The following is a 15,993-nucleotide window of genomic DNA, read 5'->3' as shown; positions in this document are numbered from 1 at the left end:
AACGGCTCGCCGGTCCACGCGGATGGAACGTCGCCAAGGTCTGCGAGGACAACGACCTGCCCGCCTTCAAGCGCAACGTCCGCCGGCCGGAATTCGAGCCGATGCCGTCCGGCCTGGCCGCGGGACTCCTCGACGGAGTCGTTGCCGACGGCGTCATAGGGCCTCCCGGGAGGGCTTCAAGGGCTCGCCGGACTTGCGTACCGGAGGCAGGACGCTCCACGGGAAGTTGATCCAGGCCTCCGTGCGCTTCCACACGTAGTCGCACTTCACGAGCGACTGCGACTTCTCGTAGATCACCGCGCTGCGCACCTCCGCCACGTGGTCGACGCAGAAGTCCCGGACGAGCTTGAGCGTCTTGCCGGTGTCGGCGACGTCGTCCGCGATCAGCACCTTCTTGTCGGAGAAGTCGATCACGTTCGGCACCGGCGCCAGCATCACCGGCATCTCCAGGGTCGTCCCGACCCCGGTGTAGAACTCGACGTTCACCAGGTGGATGTTCTTGCAGTCCAGCGCGTAGGCGAGTCCGCCCGCCACGAAGACCCCGCCGCGGGCGATGGACAGCACGATGTCGGGCTCGAAGCCGTCATCGGCGATCGTCTGCGCGAGCTCGCGCACCGCCGTCCCGAAGGCCTCGTACATCAGGTTCTCCCGCGACGGCTCGCTCATGCGCTCACACCTGCGTGCGGTGGAAGTTGAGGTAGGAGCGCGACGGTGTCGGCCCCCGCTGCCCCTGGTACCGCGAGCCGTACTTGTCCGACCCGTACGGGAACTCCGCCGCCGACGTCAGCCGGAACAGGCACAGCTGCCCGATCTTCATCCCCGGCCAGAGCTTGATCGGCAGCGTGGCGACGTTCGACAGCTCCAGGGTCACGTGCCCCGAGAAGCCGGGGTCGATGAAGCCGGCCGTCGAGTGCGTCAGCAGCCCCAGCCGGCCGAGGCTGGACTTGCCCTCCAGGCGCGAGGCGATGTCGTCCGGCAGGGAGATCACCTCGTACGTCGAGGCCAGCACGAACTCCCCGGGGTGGAGGATGAACGCGTCGTCCCCCTCCGGCTCCACCAGTCGCGTCAGGTCCGGCTGTTCGACGGCCGGGTCGATGTGCGGGTACCGGTGGTTCTCGAACACCCGGAAGAAGCGGTCCAGCCGGACGTCGATGCTCGACGGCTGCACCATCGACGGCTCGTACGGGTCGATCCTGACCCGGCCGTTGTCGATCTCGGTCCGGATGTCCTTGTCAGAGAGAAGCACGCAAGCAGGTTACGCGGGGACGGGGCTCCGGGCCGAATCGAGCCGACCCGGCCCGGGGCCCCCGCGTCACGTCCGACCTGCGCGTCCGGCCGCTCGCGGCTACTTGCCGCTCTCCGCCGGTACGGGCACGGGCACGGCGCTCCGCAGGCGCGCACACCGCGGACACCTGATCAACCGCCCCGGGCCCAGCCGCCCGGCGCCCAGGTTCTGCATCGGGAACGTAGCGGTGCTGAAAACGTGCCCTTCGGCACAACGAACGACGGTGCGATCCATCGCTCCCCTTCTCCCCGGTACCTCAACGACGAAAGCCACATTAGGGGATGAAACCACCCCCGCCTCACACGGCACTCCGCCCACTCAGGCACCCGGGCTCCCTCACCGTACGCCCCTCCGCCCTCCCCGCGCACACCTTTCCGCAGCAACACGACGGCCCCGGAGCGCATGCGTCCGGGGCCGAGCATGGGGTACAGTGTGCGAGGTCAGATGCCTCAACAGGCGTCTTACGCGGGTGTAGTTTAATGGTAGAACATGAGCTTCCCAAGCTCAGAGCGCGGGTTCGATTCCCGTCACCCGCTCCAGCAGAAAGCCCCAGGCGAACCGCCCGGGGCTTCTTTGTTGTCCAGACCTCTCTAGGCGTCGCGCACCAGATCCGCACCAGATGCCCTCGCGCGCTCCGCACGCACCCGCGCATCGAGAGCCGCGGCGACCTCCCGCTGCCGCTCCAACGTCGAGTGCTGGTAGATCAGCGCAGCCCGCTCGGAGGACTGGCCCGCCCGGACCATCGTGTCCTTGAGCGTGGCGCCCGATTGGGTGGCGAGGGTATGACCGGTGTGACGTAGATCGTAAAAGCGGAAGTTCTCCGGGAGCCCGACCTTGGTGCGGGCCTGCCGCCACTTGCGGCCGAAAGACGATCGGCGGAAGGGTGCGCCCCGCTCGCCCACGAACAGCAGGCCGTTCGGCTCCTTCTCGGCGAACCACTTGAGATGCCGTTCCAGGTCCGTGCGCATGAACGGCGGCAGCACGATGAACCGCTTCCCCGCTTCGGACTTGGTGGGGCCCTCGGCACGCTTGCCCGTCGTCAGCTCCGGCGCAGCCCTTCGGACCCACACGCCCACGGCATCGAGGTCAACGTCCAGGCGACGAAGGCCGGCCTGTTCCTCCGGACGAGCCGGACCGTAAGCGGCGATGTAGACCATCAGCCGCCACCGCGGCCCCATAGCGTCGGCCAGCGCGTCCACCTGGTCCACGGTCGCGGTCGGCCGCTCCGGTGCCGACTCCTTGCCAGCACCTCGAATGCGGCACGGATTGCGGCGGATCAGTTCGTCCTCGACAGCCGTTTCGAGAATCGCCTTGAGCAGCCGGTATGCCTTGGCAATGGTCGTTGCCGCTCCAGTGGCCGACAGACGCTCAGCCCGCCAGGTCCGGATGCGAGGTGAGGTGATCCCGTCCAGGTCCCAGGCGCGGAACGTCGGCAGGATGTGCAACCTCAACAGCCGCCGATACAGGGATCCAACACCGAGCCCCTACCGTTGCATTGACCTACCAGGCTTGGGTGAGGAACATACGCTCGTGATCAGAAACAGTCCTGCAATGGCAGTCTGCCGTCATGCCAGTTAAGCGATGGCACGATGGGCGTCCGCTGCTCCACACGCGCCCGCTGCCTGCGCGTCTGCGCAACTACCTTCTCGCCGTGCTGTGCTTCGCTGTGTTGGCAGTCCCAGAGCACTGGTGGGGGGATGAATCGTGGTCATGGATCATCCGGACTCAGGCCGTCATGTTCATAGCGCTCGTGTTCTACGTCGAGGTCCGCGCTTGGCGACTCCGTCGGGCCCTTCGCGTGCCCGATGGGGTGGGAATCGGCGGGCAGTAGCAGTGAGTGTCTAAGCCTCGATCCACCGACGTGGTTTGAAAGTGATCTTCTGGTGGGCTTCGGTCGGGTTCTGTGCCGGGTGGGCCGGGTGTGGGTAGGTGGTACCCGCTGGTCTTCCCAGCTTTTCCACAGGTTCGATTCCGGTTGGGCCCCTGGCGGGCGGGGTGGGCACTGACGGCCGACCGCTTCTGCTGCGCCTGCTCCTCGGGGGCGGGAGCGGTCTGTTTCCTTGCTGCACTGGGCGGACTTGCGGCCGACCGAGTGCGCGCCACCAGGAGGGGCGGGGGAACCCACGAGTCACCAGCTCTGAACCACCTCACACTCGTGGCTCTCGCACTGGTGGCAGGCGCCTTCCTAGCGACCGTCGTCGGCGCGGCGACAGCGACCGTGAGGAGCAAGCCTTCTCACCCTCCGTTCCTCATTGCTTGCATGGTGGCCGCCCTAGCCCTCGTGGTGGCAGCCGACAGTGTGGACGCCGACGGCGAACAGCGCGCAGCGAAGATGACGGCCGAGCGTGAGAGCGTCTGCGACTACACGCCGCAGGTCTACTCGGCCACTCCCGGTTGGTTCTCCTGGTGATCAGTCGGGTGACGAGGGGCATGGGTCTGCACTCGACGCTTTGGACCACCTGCACGGCTTGACACGCGGCGATCAAGGCGCCTCACCGTAAGCTCGCCAGACGACCAACAGACTTGGAAAGCGTGCGCCTGTCCCAAGACCCGGGGCTGCACCAGTTGCGCACCAGAACGCACGGTCAGCCACGGTCAACGGCGGTTCAGCGCGGGACGGCAGCCATGACGATCAGGGCCATCCTTGCGGGTCAGCCACCAACTCAACACGCAAGTACTGGTGATTCCCAAGCTCAGAGCGCGGGTTCGATTCCCGTCACCCGCTCCAGCAGAAAGCCCCGGGAAACCGCCCGGGGCCTCTTTGTTGTCTACACCAGGTCAAGCGTCTCGTGCCAGATCCGTGCCAGATGCCGGGTCTTCCGCAACCGCACGCCGCTCCCGGACCAGGCGATCCAGACCCGCCGCGACCTCCCTCTGCCGCTCCAGGACCGCGTCAGGCGTGCGTTCGCGGTGCCCACAGGGCAATGAGTCCATGTCCGGCGAAGCGAGACGTCCGCTCAGCGAGCTTTGTGCTGGCGCTCGCGTACAGGCAACGATCACCAGCCACCAGCCGTGGGACGCCCGGTCGAGGTCAACGAGGTGACCTTGGACTCCGCCGCGCCCATCCTCGAATACGACTTCGACGGATGGGCCGAGATGGCCGATACTACGACGACGGTCGTGGCCGAAGACCGTCATGGAATGCGGCAGGCGCATCTTCCGTCCAGGGATCGATCCCCCGGCTCCCCAGTTCCTCAAGGCAACGATCGCGCTGTGACTCGGGCAGCCATTGGCCGCACTACGATCAGCCCGCACTCCTGGAACTTCGCACCAGGACGAGCTGAGGAAGAGTTGTTCATCGGAAACGCGTGGAGGCTGAGTCCGTGAACCAGAGACTCCGGGAGCTTCTCGGCCCGCCGCAGCGGTGGAGGCCTGCTGGTGCGGCGGCTTGGGCAGAGATCGAGAAGTGGTTGGGGTGCGCCCTGCCGGTGGACTTCAAGGAGTTCGTCGATGAGTACGGCGACTGCAGGATCAGGGAGTTCCTGGGCGTGGCCCATCCTGCCGGGAGGACGCCGCTGCTCGAGTGCATGAAGGAGGACCGCGCAGCCCTGGAGGAGTCCGCCGACCAGTACAGAGACCCGACCGGCAGCCTGCCCTTCGATCCGGCAACCGCAGTGGGGTGGGGTTCCCATGACTACGACGGCGATCTGTGCTTCTTTCTGCCGAGGGAGAAGGGGGAGTGGGCTGTGATGGTGGCGTTCCGGCAGCGGCGGCAGGTGTTGATCGTGGAGGGCGGCTTCACCGCCTTCATGATCGATCTGCTCTCGGGGGAGAGAGTTCCGTACGGATGGCCAGCGGTCGGGCCTGTCTGGAGGTCGCTTGAGGATTCCCCCGTCATCTGAGCTTGCCACCGACCACGGGAGGGGACACGAGTCTTGGGTGGACTCCCTTCTCCGTGTTACAGGTCGTGAGGCGGGGGACGTCGCACGGGCGGCGCGGTGGACGCATGGCCGGTCCTCACCATGCAGGTGGACACCTGGGAGTGGAACCGTTACGAGATGACCGCCACGGAGCTCCTGTACCGGATCCTCACCGATCCGGGGTTCTGGCCCGACTCCCTGGCACAGGCCATGCCCGAGCCGTTCTTCGAGCCTGCCTGAACGGCCGGTGACGGAGAGGGAGGCCTTGATAGACGGGGCCGCGGTTGAACGCTCCGCTGGGCGCGCCGCCGAAGTGCGGCCGGATCACAGGTGGCGCCCTGTGGATGCGCCGCCTTCATCATCGGCGAGCACAACCATGGCCTTGATACGTTTGCCCACCGGTTGACGGTACGTCTCAAGGCACTGCACGCGGCCAGCGCCCCGGCCGGCACGCCTAGCGGTGAGGAAGTCCGTTGAGCGACAGCAAGAAGGCGCCGTACAGCGCCGGAGCCTGGGCCCTTGGCTGGGTCGTCTTCCTCGGATCCGGCTATGCGGCCTCTGTGCTGCTGAGCAATGCCTGGCAGGACTGCGACATCGGTATCAACGCATCAGCCAATCTTGGGGACCTCGTCGTGGCATCGACCTCTATGGCCATGGCCTCCACGTTGCTGTGGGGGCTCATGCGCAAGGTCACCGGCCGTCGCCAGTTGCTGCTTCCCCTATTCATGACCGCTGTCGCCGCCGCCCTACTGTGGCCCCTGATGGCGATCTGGCACGCGCCTGACGGTTATCCGGTCAGCTTCTGTGCGCCCGACAACGTGCCACCGTGGTGGCCGGATTGGCTTCCAGTGTGAGGCAGAAGGCGGTTTGCCTGCCCTGCCGCAGCATCTGCGTACTGGCCATAGCCACGGACTAGATGCGCCGCGACGGACTGAGTTTTCAACTACGCTACAACGGCCGCACACGTGGGCACACGACCACGGACGCCTGGGGGCAGTTCGCGCAGGTCACCGCGGGTCCGGTACCAGGTCGGACAGTCGCTCGCGTCGCGGGGAACGGCGGCGCCGGCCGCGCTCCAGCCCAGATCGAGGACTTCCCAGGTCTGCCGTCGCCCGCATACGGCGCCTCCCGAACCGGGGCCTCCAGGTTTCAAGCGCGGCCAGGTTTCTGGCGCGGCCGTACTGGACCCCTGCGAGACCCCACCGCCTCCCGTAGGGACAATGCCTGCTCCTCAGCACTGACGGCGGGCGATTGATCGATTTACGGTTGACTTTTATTCACACCGACAGCACGGAAAATGGGAGAATTCAGCGAGCGGATCTCACACAGGCAGCCATTTCGGCCACCAGGGCGGAACGTTGTCCGGAAAGCAAGAACTCACGCTGACCGGATAGCCATCGGGCGCGCGCCAGCCGGCCATCAGAGCCCAGTACATTCCCAGCGTGCCGAGCGCGGCCACAACCGTGGCCAGCACCAGACTTCTTCCGCCAAGCGCCCCGAACGCCATGGCCCAAATCAGCGCTGCCGCAGCCCAGAGGGCAACGAAAATGGGAATCAGAGACCAGAAATTCGCAGCGGCATTTATTCCGATTTCGCAGTCCCGCCAGGTCCTGTCAAGGACCCCAACGCCACCGGAGGCGGCAATGACTCCCACAACCGGACCTATCAGGCAACCGGTAAGACGACGAGCCGCCTGCATATCACCCGACAATTTCTGACATCCCTCCCCGCACGGAGACCAGCAGAGTCGTCCCGTGACTACAGCCGAAGACCTTCGCCCACCGCTTCATGGTTCCGACCGCCGAGCGGATCAGCACAGGCGCGTGCCACGGCCGTGCCAGATCGAGCGGTGAGCCGCGGTCAACGCCGGGCATCGCATGGCCATCAGGCAAGGGCGGCAGCGGACGATCTACCCAGGTCACGGCTGCACGTGGACGCCAACGCGCGGTGATTCCCAAGTTCAGAGCGCGGGTTCGATTCCCGTCACCCGCTCCGAAAGCGAAGGCCCAGGAAAGGGACGTAGTCCCCGACCTGGGCCGTTGTGTTGTCCGGACCGATTCAGGCGCCGCGCACCACCTCCGCACCACCTGCCCCCCTTCCGTCCGGTCAGCTTGCGCGCGTATGTCCGGACGGATGCGGTCCGCCGCGGATCCCACGCGGGCGGGTCCCGCCGAGACGGGTGCACGAACCGCATGGCTGAGGCAAGTGCGCTTCCTGCACCCGGGCCTTGCGCGTGGAGGTGATGTAACGGCTACGCGTGTTCGGCGCGTCTTCATAGGGGCGGACAGCCCCAGGATCGCGAACGGAGACCGAGCATGACGATTGCGGGACGCGGGCGCCTCATCAAGACGGCCATCGCAATGGCGGCTTTCCTCGGGGCGGCGCTCGCACAGACGGGAGGCGCCGCCGCGGCCGGAGGGAGGTGGGTCGCGGAGCCGGTGCCGTACCCCCAGGGTTATCTCTCGGACGTGACGCATCTGGACGCCCACACCACCTGGGCAGTCGGCAGCCGCGAGAGCACCGGCGCCCCGTACCACCCGGTACTGGTCGGCAAGGACGACCGCGACGGGCATGGGTGGAAGGTCATCCCCACCCCGGAGGACGGCCAGGACTACACCTATTTCCGGAACGTCGACGCCTCGTCACCGCAGGACGTGTGGGCCGTCGGCGGCGCCCTCTCCGGCACCTCCGCTCCCGCGGCCCATTGGGACGGCAGCTCCTGGCGGTCCGCGGACATCCCCGTACCGGAGAACAGCAGCGTGGACATGCGCGTCGCTGCCGTCTCCCCCACCGACGCGTGGGCCGCCGGCTGGTACAGCACCCCGGACGGGCAGAGCGGCGGGCCGCTGCTGCGGCACTGGGACGGCACCGCCTGGAACCCCGTGCAGGCGCCGGCGGACGCCGACATCATGAACATCATGGCGATCGAGGCCACGTCGGCGCACGACGTGTGGGTCACCGGCTTCTCCGACACCGACCAGCCGCGCGCGCTGCACTACGACGGGACCAGCTGGGCGCCGACCACGATCCCCTTCACCGGCGTGAACGGGGAGCTGTACGGCCTCGCCGCAAACGGGCCGGACGACGTGTGGGCAGTCGGGCGGACGCTGCTCGACGACAAGGACTGGGGGCACTCCCTCGTCATGCACTACGACGGCACCTCCTGGCACCAGGTCCCGGCACCGGACAAGGCAGGGCAGCTGATATCCGTGGCGGGGACCGGCGATGGCATCGTGGCCGGCGGAACGGACGTGGGCCGTACCGAGTCGATCACGCTGAGCGGGACGGCGGCCGGACTGTCGATGCGGGCCCTGCCGCCCGTCAAGGGCGTGGACCCCTTCGTGGACGGCGTCGACGCGACGGCAGACGGTACGGTCACCGTGGTCGGCATGGCAGGCACCAGGACCGCCGAACCGGCCGGCCCTCTGGTGCTCACCGGATCGCTGTGACGGCCCGTACGGGAGCGTGACGACGGGGTGCGGCACCGCGTACGGCGGCGGGCCGCACCCCCGCCATCACCCGTTTGCGCTCGCTCGGGCCGTTCCGAATCAGGTGCCGCGGGCTCGGAGCGCCCGGAGGGCGCGACGCCGTGACCCCGCTCCACAACCAAGGGTGCACGAAGGGCCCGCCCGAGGCCGGGCGGGCCCTTCGTCATCTCACGGGTACAGCTGTCAGGATTGCTGCTCAGCTCCTGACGGTGAAGTACTGCCAGGCACCCCAGGTGCTGGCATTGGTGTTGTCCTTGCTGCTGTGAACGTACTCGGCGGCCATGCGGAACTTGCTGTTGATCGCATTGCTCAGGCTCAGAGATCCAGCGCCGGCGCTGGTGGAGCTGAGGGCGTAACAGGGCGAGGTGGTCAGCGTGTGCCAGGCGCCGCTGTAGTACTGCTGCACCCGGTAGAGCACGCACTGCCCGGCCTTGTTGGGCGTGACCGTGACGTTGAGCTTCTCCTTGGCCGTGTGGTGGTAGACCCGGTAGAGGGTGCTCCCGTAGTAGGTGCTGGTGTAGTACCCGCTCAGCGTTTCGGCCACCTTGACGCGGTCATACACGGTCCGGGTGGCAGTGGCGGGGGCGTAGCGGTAGTCACCGGCGAAGACCGCGCTGAAGCCGGTGTTCCGGCTGAGCTTGTAGTTCGCCACCAGGTTCCCGTGGCTGTCCACCGTGCCGGTCTTGACCAGCGTCTTGGTGCCCCCGTAGGGCTGGGCGTAGATCGAGACGGTACGGCCGTTGTAGGTGGTGCCGAGGTGTGCGGTGACCGTGGCCGTCGCACCGTAGGAGTAGGTCGAGGCGTTGGTGGTCACCGACAGGGCCGAGGCAGTGCGCGAGACCTGGACGGTCGCCGACGCGGTGGAGCTCTTGTGGGTGGTGTCGCCCGGGTAGCTCACCGTGTAGGTGTTGTTGCCGCCGATGGCCGGGGTGTCGTGGATGGTGAAGCTGCCGTCCGCAGCCACCGTGGCCGTACCGATGCTGTAGCCGGCGGTGTGGGCCAGGTCCTTCTTGGCGAGCTGGACCGTCTCGCCGGCGGTGTACGGTCCGTTGGCCAGCGTGCCGGTGATGGTGAGCTGCGCCGTGCGGGCCGAGGTCGCCGGGGCGGTCAAGGTCATCGTGGAGGCCGCCTTGGCCACCTGGACGTCGTACGAGGCGTTCGCGGACAGGTGCTCGGAGTCGCCCTCGTACGAGACCCGGTAGGTGGTTGCCCCCTCGGTCGCCGGGGTGTCCGTGACGGTGAATCCGCCGTCGGCATCCGTGACGGCGTCCGGCAGAGCGACGCCGTCCGGATTCGCCGGGTCGACCCGGATCACCTTGACCTGCTGCCCAGCGGGAATCGGGTTCGCCGAGGTGAGCGATCCGGTCAGGGTGAGCTGCCGGGTCGGGACAGCTGTGGCAGGCCCGGTCAGGGTGAGCGCGGAGGCGGCCGCCTCGGGGTTGGACAGGACGTGCAGGGTGGGGTTGGCGCCGTAGGCGTCGGCCGTGACGGCGAAGAGCCGGCTTCCGTCCGGGGCCCAGGCGAGCCCGGAGCCGGCCAGTGTGCTGGATCCGAAGTCGTACGTGTTGACGGGGGACGACTGGTGGGCCCGGTAGACGTAGACGTCCTTGTCATAGGACGCGTTGCTGCCAGCAGCGACGGCGCCGTCCGGCGCGATCGCCACCGAGTTCGGGTAGGCCGTGCTGGGGTAGGTGCCGTCTGCCGAGAGGTCGGAGAGCTTGAGGACCTGGTGGTAGTACGGCGCTCCGGTCGCCAGCACCACGTCCTGACCGTCCGGCGTGATCTGCATGTCGCTCACGCTGCCCGAGTCCTGCAGCCAACGGCGCACGCCGACGACCGGACTGCCCGAAGACACGTCGTAGCGCGTCAGATAGGGCGGACTGGTGTCCTGGTCGGCGGCGAGGAGCACCCCCGGCGCCGACGGGTCGGCGGCCAGCGTCGGCGCGCTGTACCACCCGCTGGCGGTGTTGAGGGTGACGGTCGCCGGGTCGCTGCCGGTGTCTATCGAACCGATGTTGCCCTCGGCCGCCCCGCCGTAGCCGAACCAGAGCCTGCCGCCGGTGTAGGCGACGCTCCGGGGCTTGCTGCCGGCGCCGGTGCTGTAGCGGTGGGCCTCGTTCAGGGAGGTGGTGTCGATGGCCGAGATGGCGTCGCCGTTGTAGAGCGCCGCATAGACGGTGCCGCCGTCGGGGGACAGGGCCAGCCCGATCGCCCCGGGCTCGTTGTCGATGGTGCGGACAGTGACGCCGTCGTAGTCGGTCACCAGGATGGTGCTGTTACCGACGCCACTGCTGAAGAACAGGTGCTGGTGAGCCGGGTCGACCAGCATGCGCGAGTAGTGGGGCAGCGGCAGTGTCGCTGCGGTGTCGGCCCAGGCATTGCTGCTGAGGCCGACAGCGGTGGTGGTCAGCCCGGCGAGGAGGGATATCGCCGCCGTGAGCGAGACCTTCTTGAGGTGCATGAAGCTCCCTGTGAAGTAAACGGGAACAAGCATCCGGACGATAGCGCACGCTGCTGAACACTGCGGCAGCACGCCGACCGGTCTGCCGCCGGACCGCCGGTCCCGGCGGGTCGGCGAAACCCTCGGAGGGGGCACGGCTCGCCGTTCGCACATCGGCGTTGAAGCCCGTATCGGGTCGTGATGAATGGCCAGTTGGCCTTAGATGACGGTGAGTACGGGCACTCATGCGCGCGGTGACCGGCGTCCAGCAGGATGCGGGCATGCGATCGATATCCCTTCCGAAGCCCGGTGCCGTGACCGTGCTCGGCTGCATGGTGTTGTCCGGCTGCGGCACTCGGCACGCCGCCACCGATCGGACCCCCGCGGGAAGCGCGGTCTCGGTGGCGTCCACGCCCGATGCCGAGCACGGCGCCGACTCGGTGTTGCGGTTCCTTGAGCTGATCACCTCCATCACGCAAAGCTGCGCCCCGGACGTCCCCAACGGCAAAGGCGACGTGCCCGAACCCGAGGACCTGCCCGGTTGGGAAGGCACGCCCACACCGAGATATGGCCCGGGCGAGACCCCGCCGGGTGTTCCGAAGGCCGAGGGCGACATACCGGCGCCTCTGGATGATTCCGAGCCGCCGGAGCCGAGCCCTGAGTCCCCCAGGTCCGAGCCGGTCGAGGAGGTGCCGCTGACCGCTGCCGAGACGTGCAGCGGGGGCCGGCACGCAAAGCGCGTCAGCGAGGCGTTCAAGAACACGAAGACGACGAACTACCGGGCGCTGCACAAGAAACTGACGGGCTTGGGCTACCCGGCGTCGCGAATCCACCGGATGCCGAACCGTGCGGGCGCGCCCTGCGCGAGGCTTGACCTGCGCTTCATGGGCGACCACTTGGCGCTGGAGGTCACCGGCACCAGCAGCGGGGTGACAGCCGAAGCGTTCGGGGCTTCGGAGGAGGTGCGCGTGCAGGTGACCGAGGTCCAGCGGCAGCCGAAGCCGAACGCGCCCGCGTCCTGACCGGACCGCACAACCGGGGTGCGGTGGCATGTGCGGCCGGCCCCTGACCGCTGTGGGTGGTCAGGGGCCGGTTGGTGCCGGTCACGCGGAAGGCGTGGGATTCGCCCCGCAGTGACGGTCGCCCGTCGCGGCGGGATGATCCGCCCTCGGAACAGGGCCGATCCTGGCGGCATTCGGGAAATCGAGAGACACCCGGTCATGTCTTGGCAATCTCTGCCGGCTCGCCATAGGTTCGCGATCTTGCTCGCGTTAGGGTGCCACCACTGATCGTGCAGGTACCTGGGGGGCCTTCGTGAAGCTCGCGCGATTCTCGCTGCCTACAGCCGCGACGGCGCTCTTGGGACTGACGACCGTCGTCGGTCCCGGCGCGGCCGACTCGTACGCGGAGTCGGCCGTACCGCTGCCGATCGCGCACTTCTCGCACATCCTCGTGGACGGTCCGCACGGGCACCTGTTCATCAGCGGGGGCGCCGGCACCGAGGGCATTCTCGTCACCGACCTCGACGGCCGGAACCCGACGACGATCGGCGGTGAGCCCGGTGCCACCGGGCTCGTCCTCTCCGATGACGGATCCGCGCTGTACGCGGCCCTGCCGGAGCAGGACGCGATCGCGGCGATCAGCACGGAGAACCTGACCGAGTCGGCTCGTTACGTCACGGGCGCGGGCACCCGCCCCGACTCCCTGGCCGTCGCCGGCGGCACCCTCTGGTTCGGGTACGGCACGGCGGGCGCCGGCGGCATCGGGTCCGTCGACGGGGCCGGTACGGTCACCCTGGGCCAGGACTCGGGCAGTTGGGCCGGGGCGCCCGTGCTGGCGACGACCCCGACGCCCTCCGGCGTACTCGCGGCCGCCGCGCAGACCGGCGACACCTCCGCCCTCGTCACGTACCAGACCACGGATGGCGCGCTGACCCGGCAGGCGGCGAGGACGCTGCCCGTCCCCGACCTGAGCGACCTCGCGGTCACGGCGGACGGGCTGCACCTGGCGGTCGCGTCATGGGGGAACGCCGGCCAGTACCGGTACCGCACCTCGGATCTGGCGGCCGACGGGCGATTCGCCACCTGGGTGGCCGCCAAGGCCGTCGCCGTGGCCCCGGACGGCACCATGGCCGGATGCGCCTGCGGCGACTACGCCTTCGACGCGTTCCCGGAAACGGGCGAGGGCTACTACACCGAGTACGCCTACCCCTCCAAGGTGCGCCAGGCCGCGCACGGCCTCGCCTGGGCTCAGGACGGGAGCCGGCTCTACGGTGTGGGCGTGGACGCCTCCGGGGGCACGCCGACGCTCCAGATAGGCCGCGCCCCGGAGACCGCGCCGGTCAGGCTCTACGGAAGCCAGGCCACTCCCCTCGCCCCCGGCGAGGCCTATTCGTTCCGGGCGGGGTTCTCTTCGGGCCTCGACCTCGCCGACGGTGAATCCCTGATGCCCGGCACCGTGCGGATCACGCGCTACGACGACGCCGATCCGGACGGCGTGCTCATCGCGAACCCGACGACGACCCCGGTGAACAATGCCGACCTCTTCGGCTCGTACCGCGTCGACGGCACCGCCCCGCTCACCGGCACCTTGAGCTTCCGCGTCGAATACTCCGGAAGCGGGCACTACGCCCCGGCGGACCAGACCTTCGACGTCCCCGTCGCGAAGTACGCGCCCACCGTGACGCTGACCGCGCCCTCCTCCAGCGGACGTGCGACGCCGATGGCCGTGACCGGGCAACTGAGTTGGCCGCATGCGCATGTGACGACCGGCGCGGTCCACGTCGTCAAGACCGATCCGGCGCACCCGTCCGGCTACCCGGTGGGCACCGTGCCCGTCACCGCCGACGGCGCCTTCGCCTTCCACGACACCCCGCAGGCCGGCGGCACGAACACGTACGCCTTCACCTACGGCGGTGGCACGTCCTACCTCCCGGTCACGGCGTCGGCGAAGGTGGAGGTGTCCCGGGCCACGCCGGGCCTGAGTGTGGCGACCGACGCGAAGTCCTACCGATCCGGCGCGACCGCCGAGATCACCGCGCATCTGGGGACCACGTACAACTCCCGTGCCGTGACGCTGTACGCCCAGCCCGCGGGCAAGTCCCGGACGCAGCTCAAGAGCGGCGAGGTCGACGCGCACGGCAACCTCGTCGCGTACTACAAGGTCACCCGCAATACCGTCTTCACCGCGGCCTTCTCCGGTGACTACCGCTACGCGCCGCGTACCGTGACCAGGAGTACGACCCTCACGCCGGCGGTCAGGACCGAGACGCAGTATCCGCTCGCGACCACCCGCATCGGTTCCACCACGTACCAGGTCTTCTACAAGTCCGAAGTCAACATGGGCTTCGATCTCAAGGTGACGCCGCATCAGTCCGACGGCTGCATGTCGGTGTACCTGGAGCGCAACTACTCGGGGGCGTGGCACCCCGTCGCCTCGCAGAGTTGCGTGCCCTTGTACTCCGACGGCTGGTACGGCTACGGCCGGGCCCTGAAGCTCTTCGCGAACAACGGCCACTACCGCATCCGCGGGCACTACACGCCGCCGGCCAAGGGCGCGCAGACCGGCGGCGTGTGGAGCAAGTGGACCTATCTCACGGTCCGCCCCGGCAGCCCGTCGTGAGGCCGGCCCCCGGGCGTGGCGCCATGCCCGGGGCAGGATGCGATCCGCTATGTCCGGAATTAGGATGTTCAGGTGACATGCCTCTCTCCATCGAAGCGGGAGTGAGAGATCGTGCCGACCTACATCACGCTGCTGAGCTGGACCGACCAGGGGATCCGCGCCTACAAGGACACGGCCGAGCGGGCCGATGCCTTCGGCGCCGCGCTGCAGGAGCTCGGGGGGAGGCTCGTGAGCATCTACTGGACCGTCGGTCCGTACGACCTGGTGGCTGTCGTCGAGGCCCCCGACGACGAAACCGCCGCCGCGGCGCTCCTGCGGCTCGGCGGGGTGGGCAACATCCACAGCACGACCCTGCGGGCCTTCGACCGGAACGAGATCGAGGGTGTCATCGCCAAGGCCACCTCCGTCTGAGCACCGGCGAGCCCGTGGCCGGCGCCCCGGCCCGGGGGCGGGCTGCCCGCACTTGTGCGGCCGGTCCGTGCCCCACGTCGCCGCCGGTCGGCGATAACATCCTCATGTGCGTTGATCTTCCGTGCGATGCCCGCTGAGCACCCCCTCGCCTACGACGCCTTCGCCGAACTGGCCGCCGCCGATTCCGCCGTTGTCGGCCACGTCCTCAAGGGGTCCCAGGCCCATGAGGGCATGAGCACCGAGTACTCCGACCACGATCTGTACGTCGTCCTCGCGGACGACGCGACAACGGATCTCAGCCGGTTCTCGGGCCTGCGCACCCCCGGCCTCGACCTCGTCGTCCTCTCTCTCGCCGAGTTCCGCTCGGCCGGGATGCCTGGTTTCGAGCGCTACGCCCTTGCCCGCGCCCGGATCGTGCCCGACCGGCTCGACGGAGGCATCGCCCGGATCCTGGCCGACAAGGCCCGGCTCGGTGCCGACGAAGCACTCCGGGAGGTCGGCCACTGGCTCGACGCCTACGCCAACTCCCTCTACCGCTCGGTCAAGAACGACCGGCACGGCCACTCGCTTGCCGCCCGCCTCGACGCCGCCGACAGCATCCGCTTTCTCCTGGAACTGCTCTTCGCTCTCGATCGTCGCCCCCGCCCCTACAACAAGTACCTCGGCTGGGAACTCGCCCGGTACCCGCTCCCCGGCTGGGACACCGACCTGCTGCCCCGTTCCGCGGACCGCATCTCACGAACGGGAGACGTACCCCTGCAACGGCGGCTCTTCGCCCGTGTCGAGAGAGCGGCCAGGCGGGCCGGGTACGGCGCGGTGCTGGACGCATGGGGCGACGACCTTCGCCTGATGCGCTCGCAGTAGAACCCGTCACCCGCTGCGGCGGAA

General features: G+C 68.5%; 13 protein-coding genes, 1 tRNA gene and 1 pseudogene. 10 read left to right on the top strand and 5 right to left on the bottom strand.

The genetic code is table 11. The features are described 5' to 3' along the window. Positions 1-153: 153 nt before the first annotated feature. A complete protein-coding gene (locus ACWDAS_RS20145; protein ID WP_450392511.1) occupies positions 154-666 on the bottom strand; it encodes a phosphoribosyltransferase in 513 nt (170 codons plus the stop codon). A 4-nt stretch (positions 667-670) separates the two neighbouring features. Then, positions 671-1,246, bottom strand: a complete 576-nt coding sequence (gene dcd / locus ACWDAS_RS20140; RefSeq protein WP_450392509.1) for a dCTP deaminase — start codon at positions 1,244-1,246, stop codon at positions 671-673. A 504-nt stretch (positions 1,247-1,750) separates the two neighbouring features. Here dcd and ACWDAS_RS20135 point away from each other — a divergent pair. After that, positions 1,751-1,824: transfer RNA gene (locus ACWDAS_RS20135), tRNA-Gly, on the top strand. A 51-nt stretch (positions 1,825-1,875) separates the two neighbouring features. On the opposite strand, the pseudogene ACWDAS_RS20130 reads toward ACWDAS_RS20135, so the two are convergent. Beyond that, positions 1,876-2,751 (bottom strand): annotated as a pseudogene (locus ACWDAS_RS20130) (tyrosine-type recombinase/integrase); the annotation flags it as partial. 794 nt (positions 2,752-3,545) lie between these two features. Here ACWDAS_RS20130 and ACWDAS_RS20125 point away from each other — a divergent pair. From ACWDAS_RS20125 to ACWDAS_RS20110, 4 genes are all read left to right on the top strand, one after another. Then, a complete protein-coding gene (locus ACWDAS_RS20125) occupies positions 3,546-3,695 on the top strand; it encodes a hypothetical protein (RefSeq protein WP_450392507.1) in 150 nt (49 codons plus the stop codon). Positions 3,696-4,608: 913 nt separating this feature from the next. After that, complete coding sequence (locus ACWDAS_RS20120; RefSeq protein ID WP_450392504.1) at positions 4,609-5,127, top strand: SMI1/KNR4 family protein; 519 nt, start codon at positions 4,609-4,611, stop codon at positions 5,125-5,127. A gap of 96 nt (positions 5,128-5,223) precedes the next feature. Then, on the top strand, positions 5,224-5,385 hold the full coding sequence (locus ACWDAS_RS20115) for a hypothetical protein (protein ID WP_450392501.1): 162 nt from the start codon (positions 5,224-5,226) through the stop codon (positions 5,383-5,385). Between the two features lie 233 nt (positions 5,386-5,618). Then, positions 5,619-5,999, top strand: coding sequence for a hypothetical protein (locus ACWDAS_RS20110; protein WP_450392498.1), 381 nt, complete (start codon positions 5,619-5,621; stop codon positions 5,997-5,999). A 467-nt stretch (positions 6,000-6,466) separates the two neighbouring features. Here ACWDAS_RS20110 and ACWDAS_RS20105 read toward each other — a convergent pair whose 3' ends face one another. Then, on the bottom strand, positions 6,467-6,799 hold the full coding sequence (locus ACWDAS_RS20105) for a hypothetical protein (protein WP_450392497.1): 333 nt from the start codon (positions 6,797-6,799) through the stop codon (positions 6,467-6,469). A 661-nt stretch (positions 6,800-7,460) separates the two neighbouring features. On the opposite strand from ACWDAS_RS20105, the gene ACWDAS_RS20100 reads away from it, so the two are divergent. Next, positions 7,461-8,594, top strand: a complete 1,134-nt coding sequence (locus tag ACWDAS_RS20100) for a hypothetical protein (RefSeq protein ID WP_450392494.1) — start codon at positions 7,461-7,463, stop codon at positions 8,592-8,594. Positions 8,595-8,829: 235 nt separating this feature from the next. On the opposite strand, the gene ACWDAS_RS20095 is transcribed toward ACWDAS_RS20100, so the two are convergent. Continuing rightward, positions 8,830-11,094 (bottom strand): hypothetical protein, encoded by a 2,265-nt coding sequence (locus ACWDAS_RS20095; protein ID WP_450392492.1) that lies wholly within the window; start codon positions 11,092-11,094, stop codon positions 8,830-8,832. Positions 11,095-11,318: 224 nt separating this feature from the next. On the opposite strand from ACWDAS_RS20095, the gene ACWDAS_RS20090 reads away from it, so the two are divergent. The 4 genes from ACWDAS_RS20090 to ACWDAS_RS20075 all read left to right on the top strand — a co-directional run bounded on the left by ACWDAS_RS20090 (position 11,319) and on the right by ACWDAS_RS20075 (position 15,969). Then, positions 11,319-12,095 carry a hypothetical protein gene (locus ACWDAS_RS20090; RefSeq protein WP_450392489.1) on the top strand — a complete coding sequence of 259 codons (777 nt, stop codon included), beginning with the start codon at positions 11,319-11,321 and terminating at the stop codon, positions 12,093-12,095. A 292-nt stretch (positions 12,096-12,387) separates the two neighbouring features. After that, a complete protein-coding gene (locus ACWDAS_RS20085) occupies positions 12,388-14,694 on the top strand; it encodes a hypothetical protein (protein WP_450392487.1) in 2,307 nt (768 codons plus the stop codon). 111 nt (positions 14,695-14,805) lie between these two features. After that, positions 14,806-15,105 carry a GYD domain-containing protein gene (locus tag ACWDAS_RS20080; protein WP_450392484.1) on the top strand — a complete coding sequence of 100 codons (300 nt, stop codon included), beginning with the start codon at positions 14,806-14,808 and terminating at the stop codon, positions 15,103-15,105. Between the two features lie 126 nt (positions 15,106-15,231). Continuing rightward, entirely contained in the window at positions 15,232-15,969 is a 738-nt protein-coding gene (locus ACWDAS_RS20075) for a hypothetical protein (protein ID WP_450392481.1), read from the top strand. The last annotated feature ends 24 nt before the right edge of the window (positions 15,970-15,993 follow it).

Source organism: Streptomyces sp. NPDC001070 (genome assembly GCF_053598835.1).
Note: the sequence above shows the minus strand (reverse complement) of the source record. Positions and strands in the feature narration are given on the sequence as shown.

Bases quoted from the DNA above. Each gene is read 5' to 3' on its own strand.
- ACWDAS_RS20145 (WP_450392511.1), bottom strand. From the start codon at position 666: ATGAGCGAGCCGTCGCGGGAGAACCTGATGTACGAGGCCTTCGGGACG.
- ACWDAS_RS20125 (WP_450392507.1), top strand. From the start codon at position 3,546: ATGGTGGCCGCCCTAGCCCTCGTGGTGGCAGCCGACAGTGTGGACGCC.
- ACWDAS_RS20100 (WP_450392494.1), top strand. From the start codon at position 7,461: ATGACGATTGCGGGACGCGGGCGCCTCATCAAGACGGCCATCGCAATG.
- ACWDAS_RS20095 (WP_450392492.1), bottom strand. From the start codon at position 11,094: ATGCACCTCAAGAAGGTCTCGCTCACGGCGGCGATATCCCTCCTCGCC.
- ACWDAS_RS20090 (WP_450392489.1), top strand. From the start codon at position 11,319: ATGCGCGCGGTGACCGGCGTCCAGCAGGATGCGGGCATGCGATCGATA.
- ACWDAS_RS20075 (WP_450392481.1), top strand. From the start codon at position 15,232: ATGCCCGCTGAGCACCCCCTCGCCTACGACGCCTTCGCCGAACTGGCC.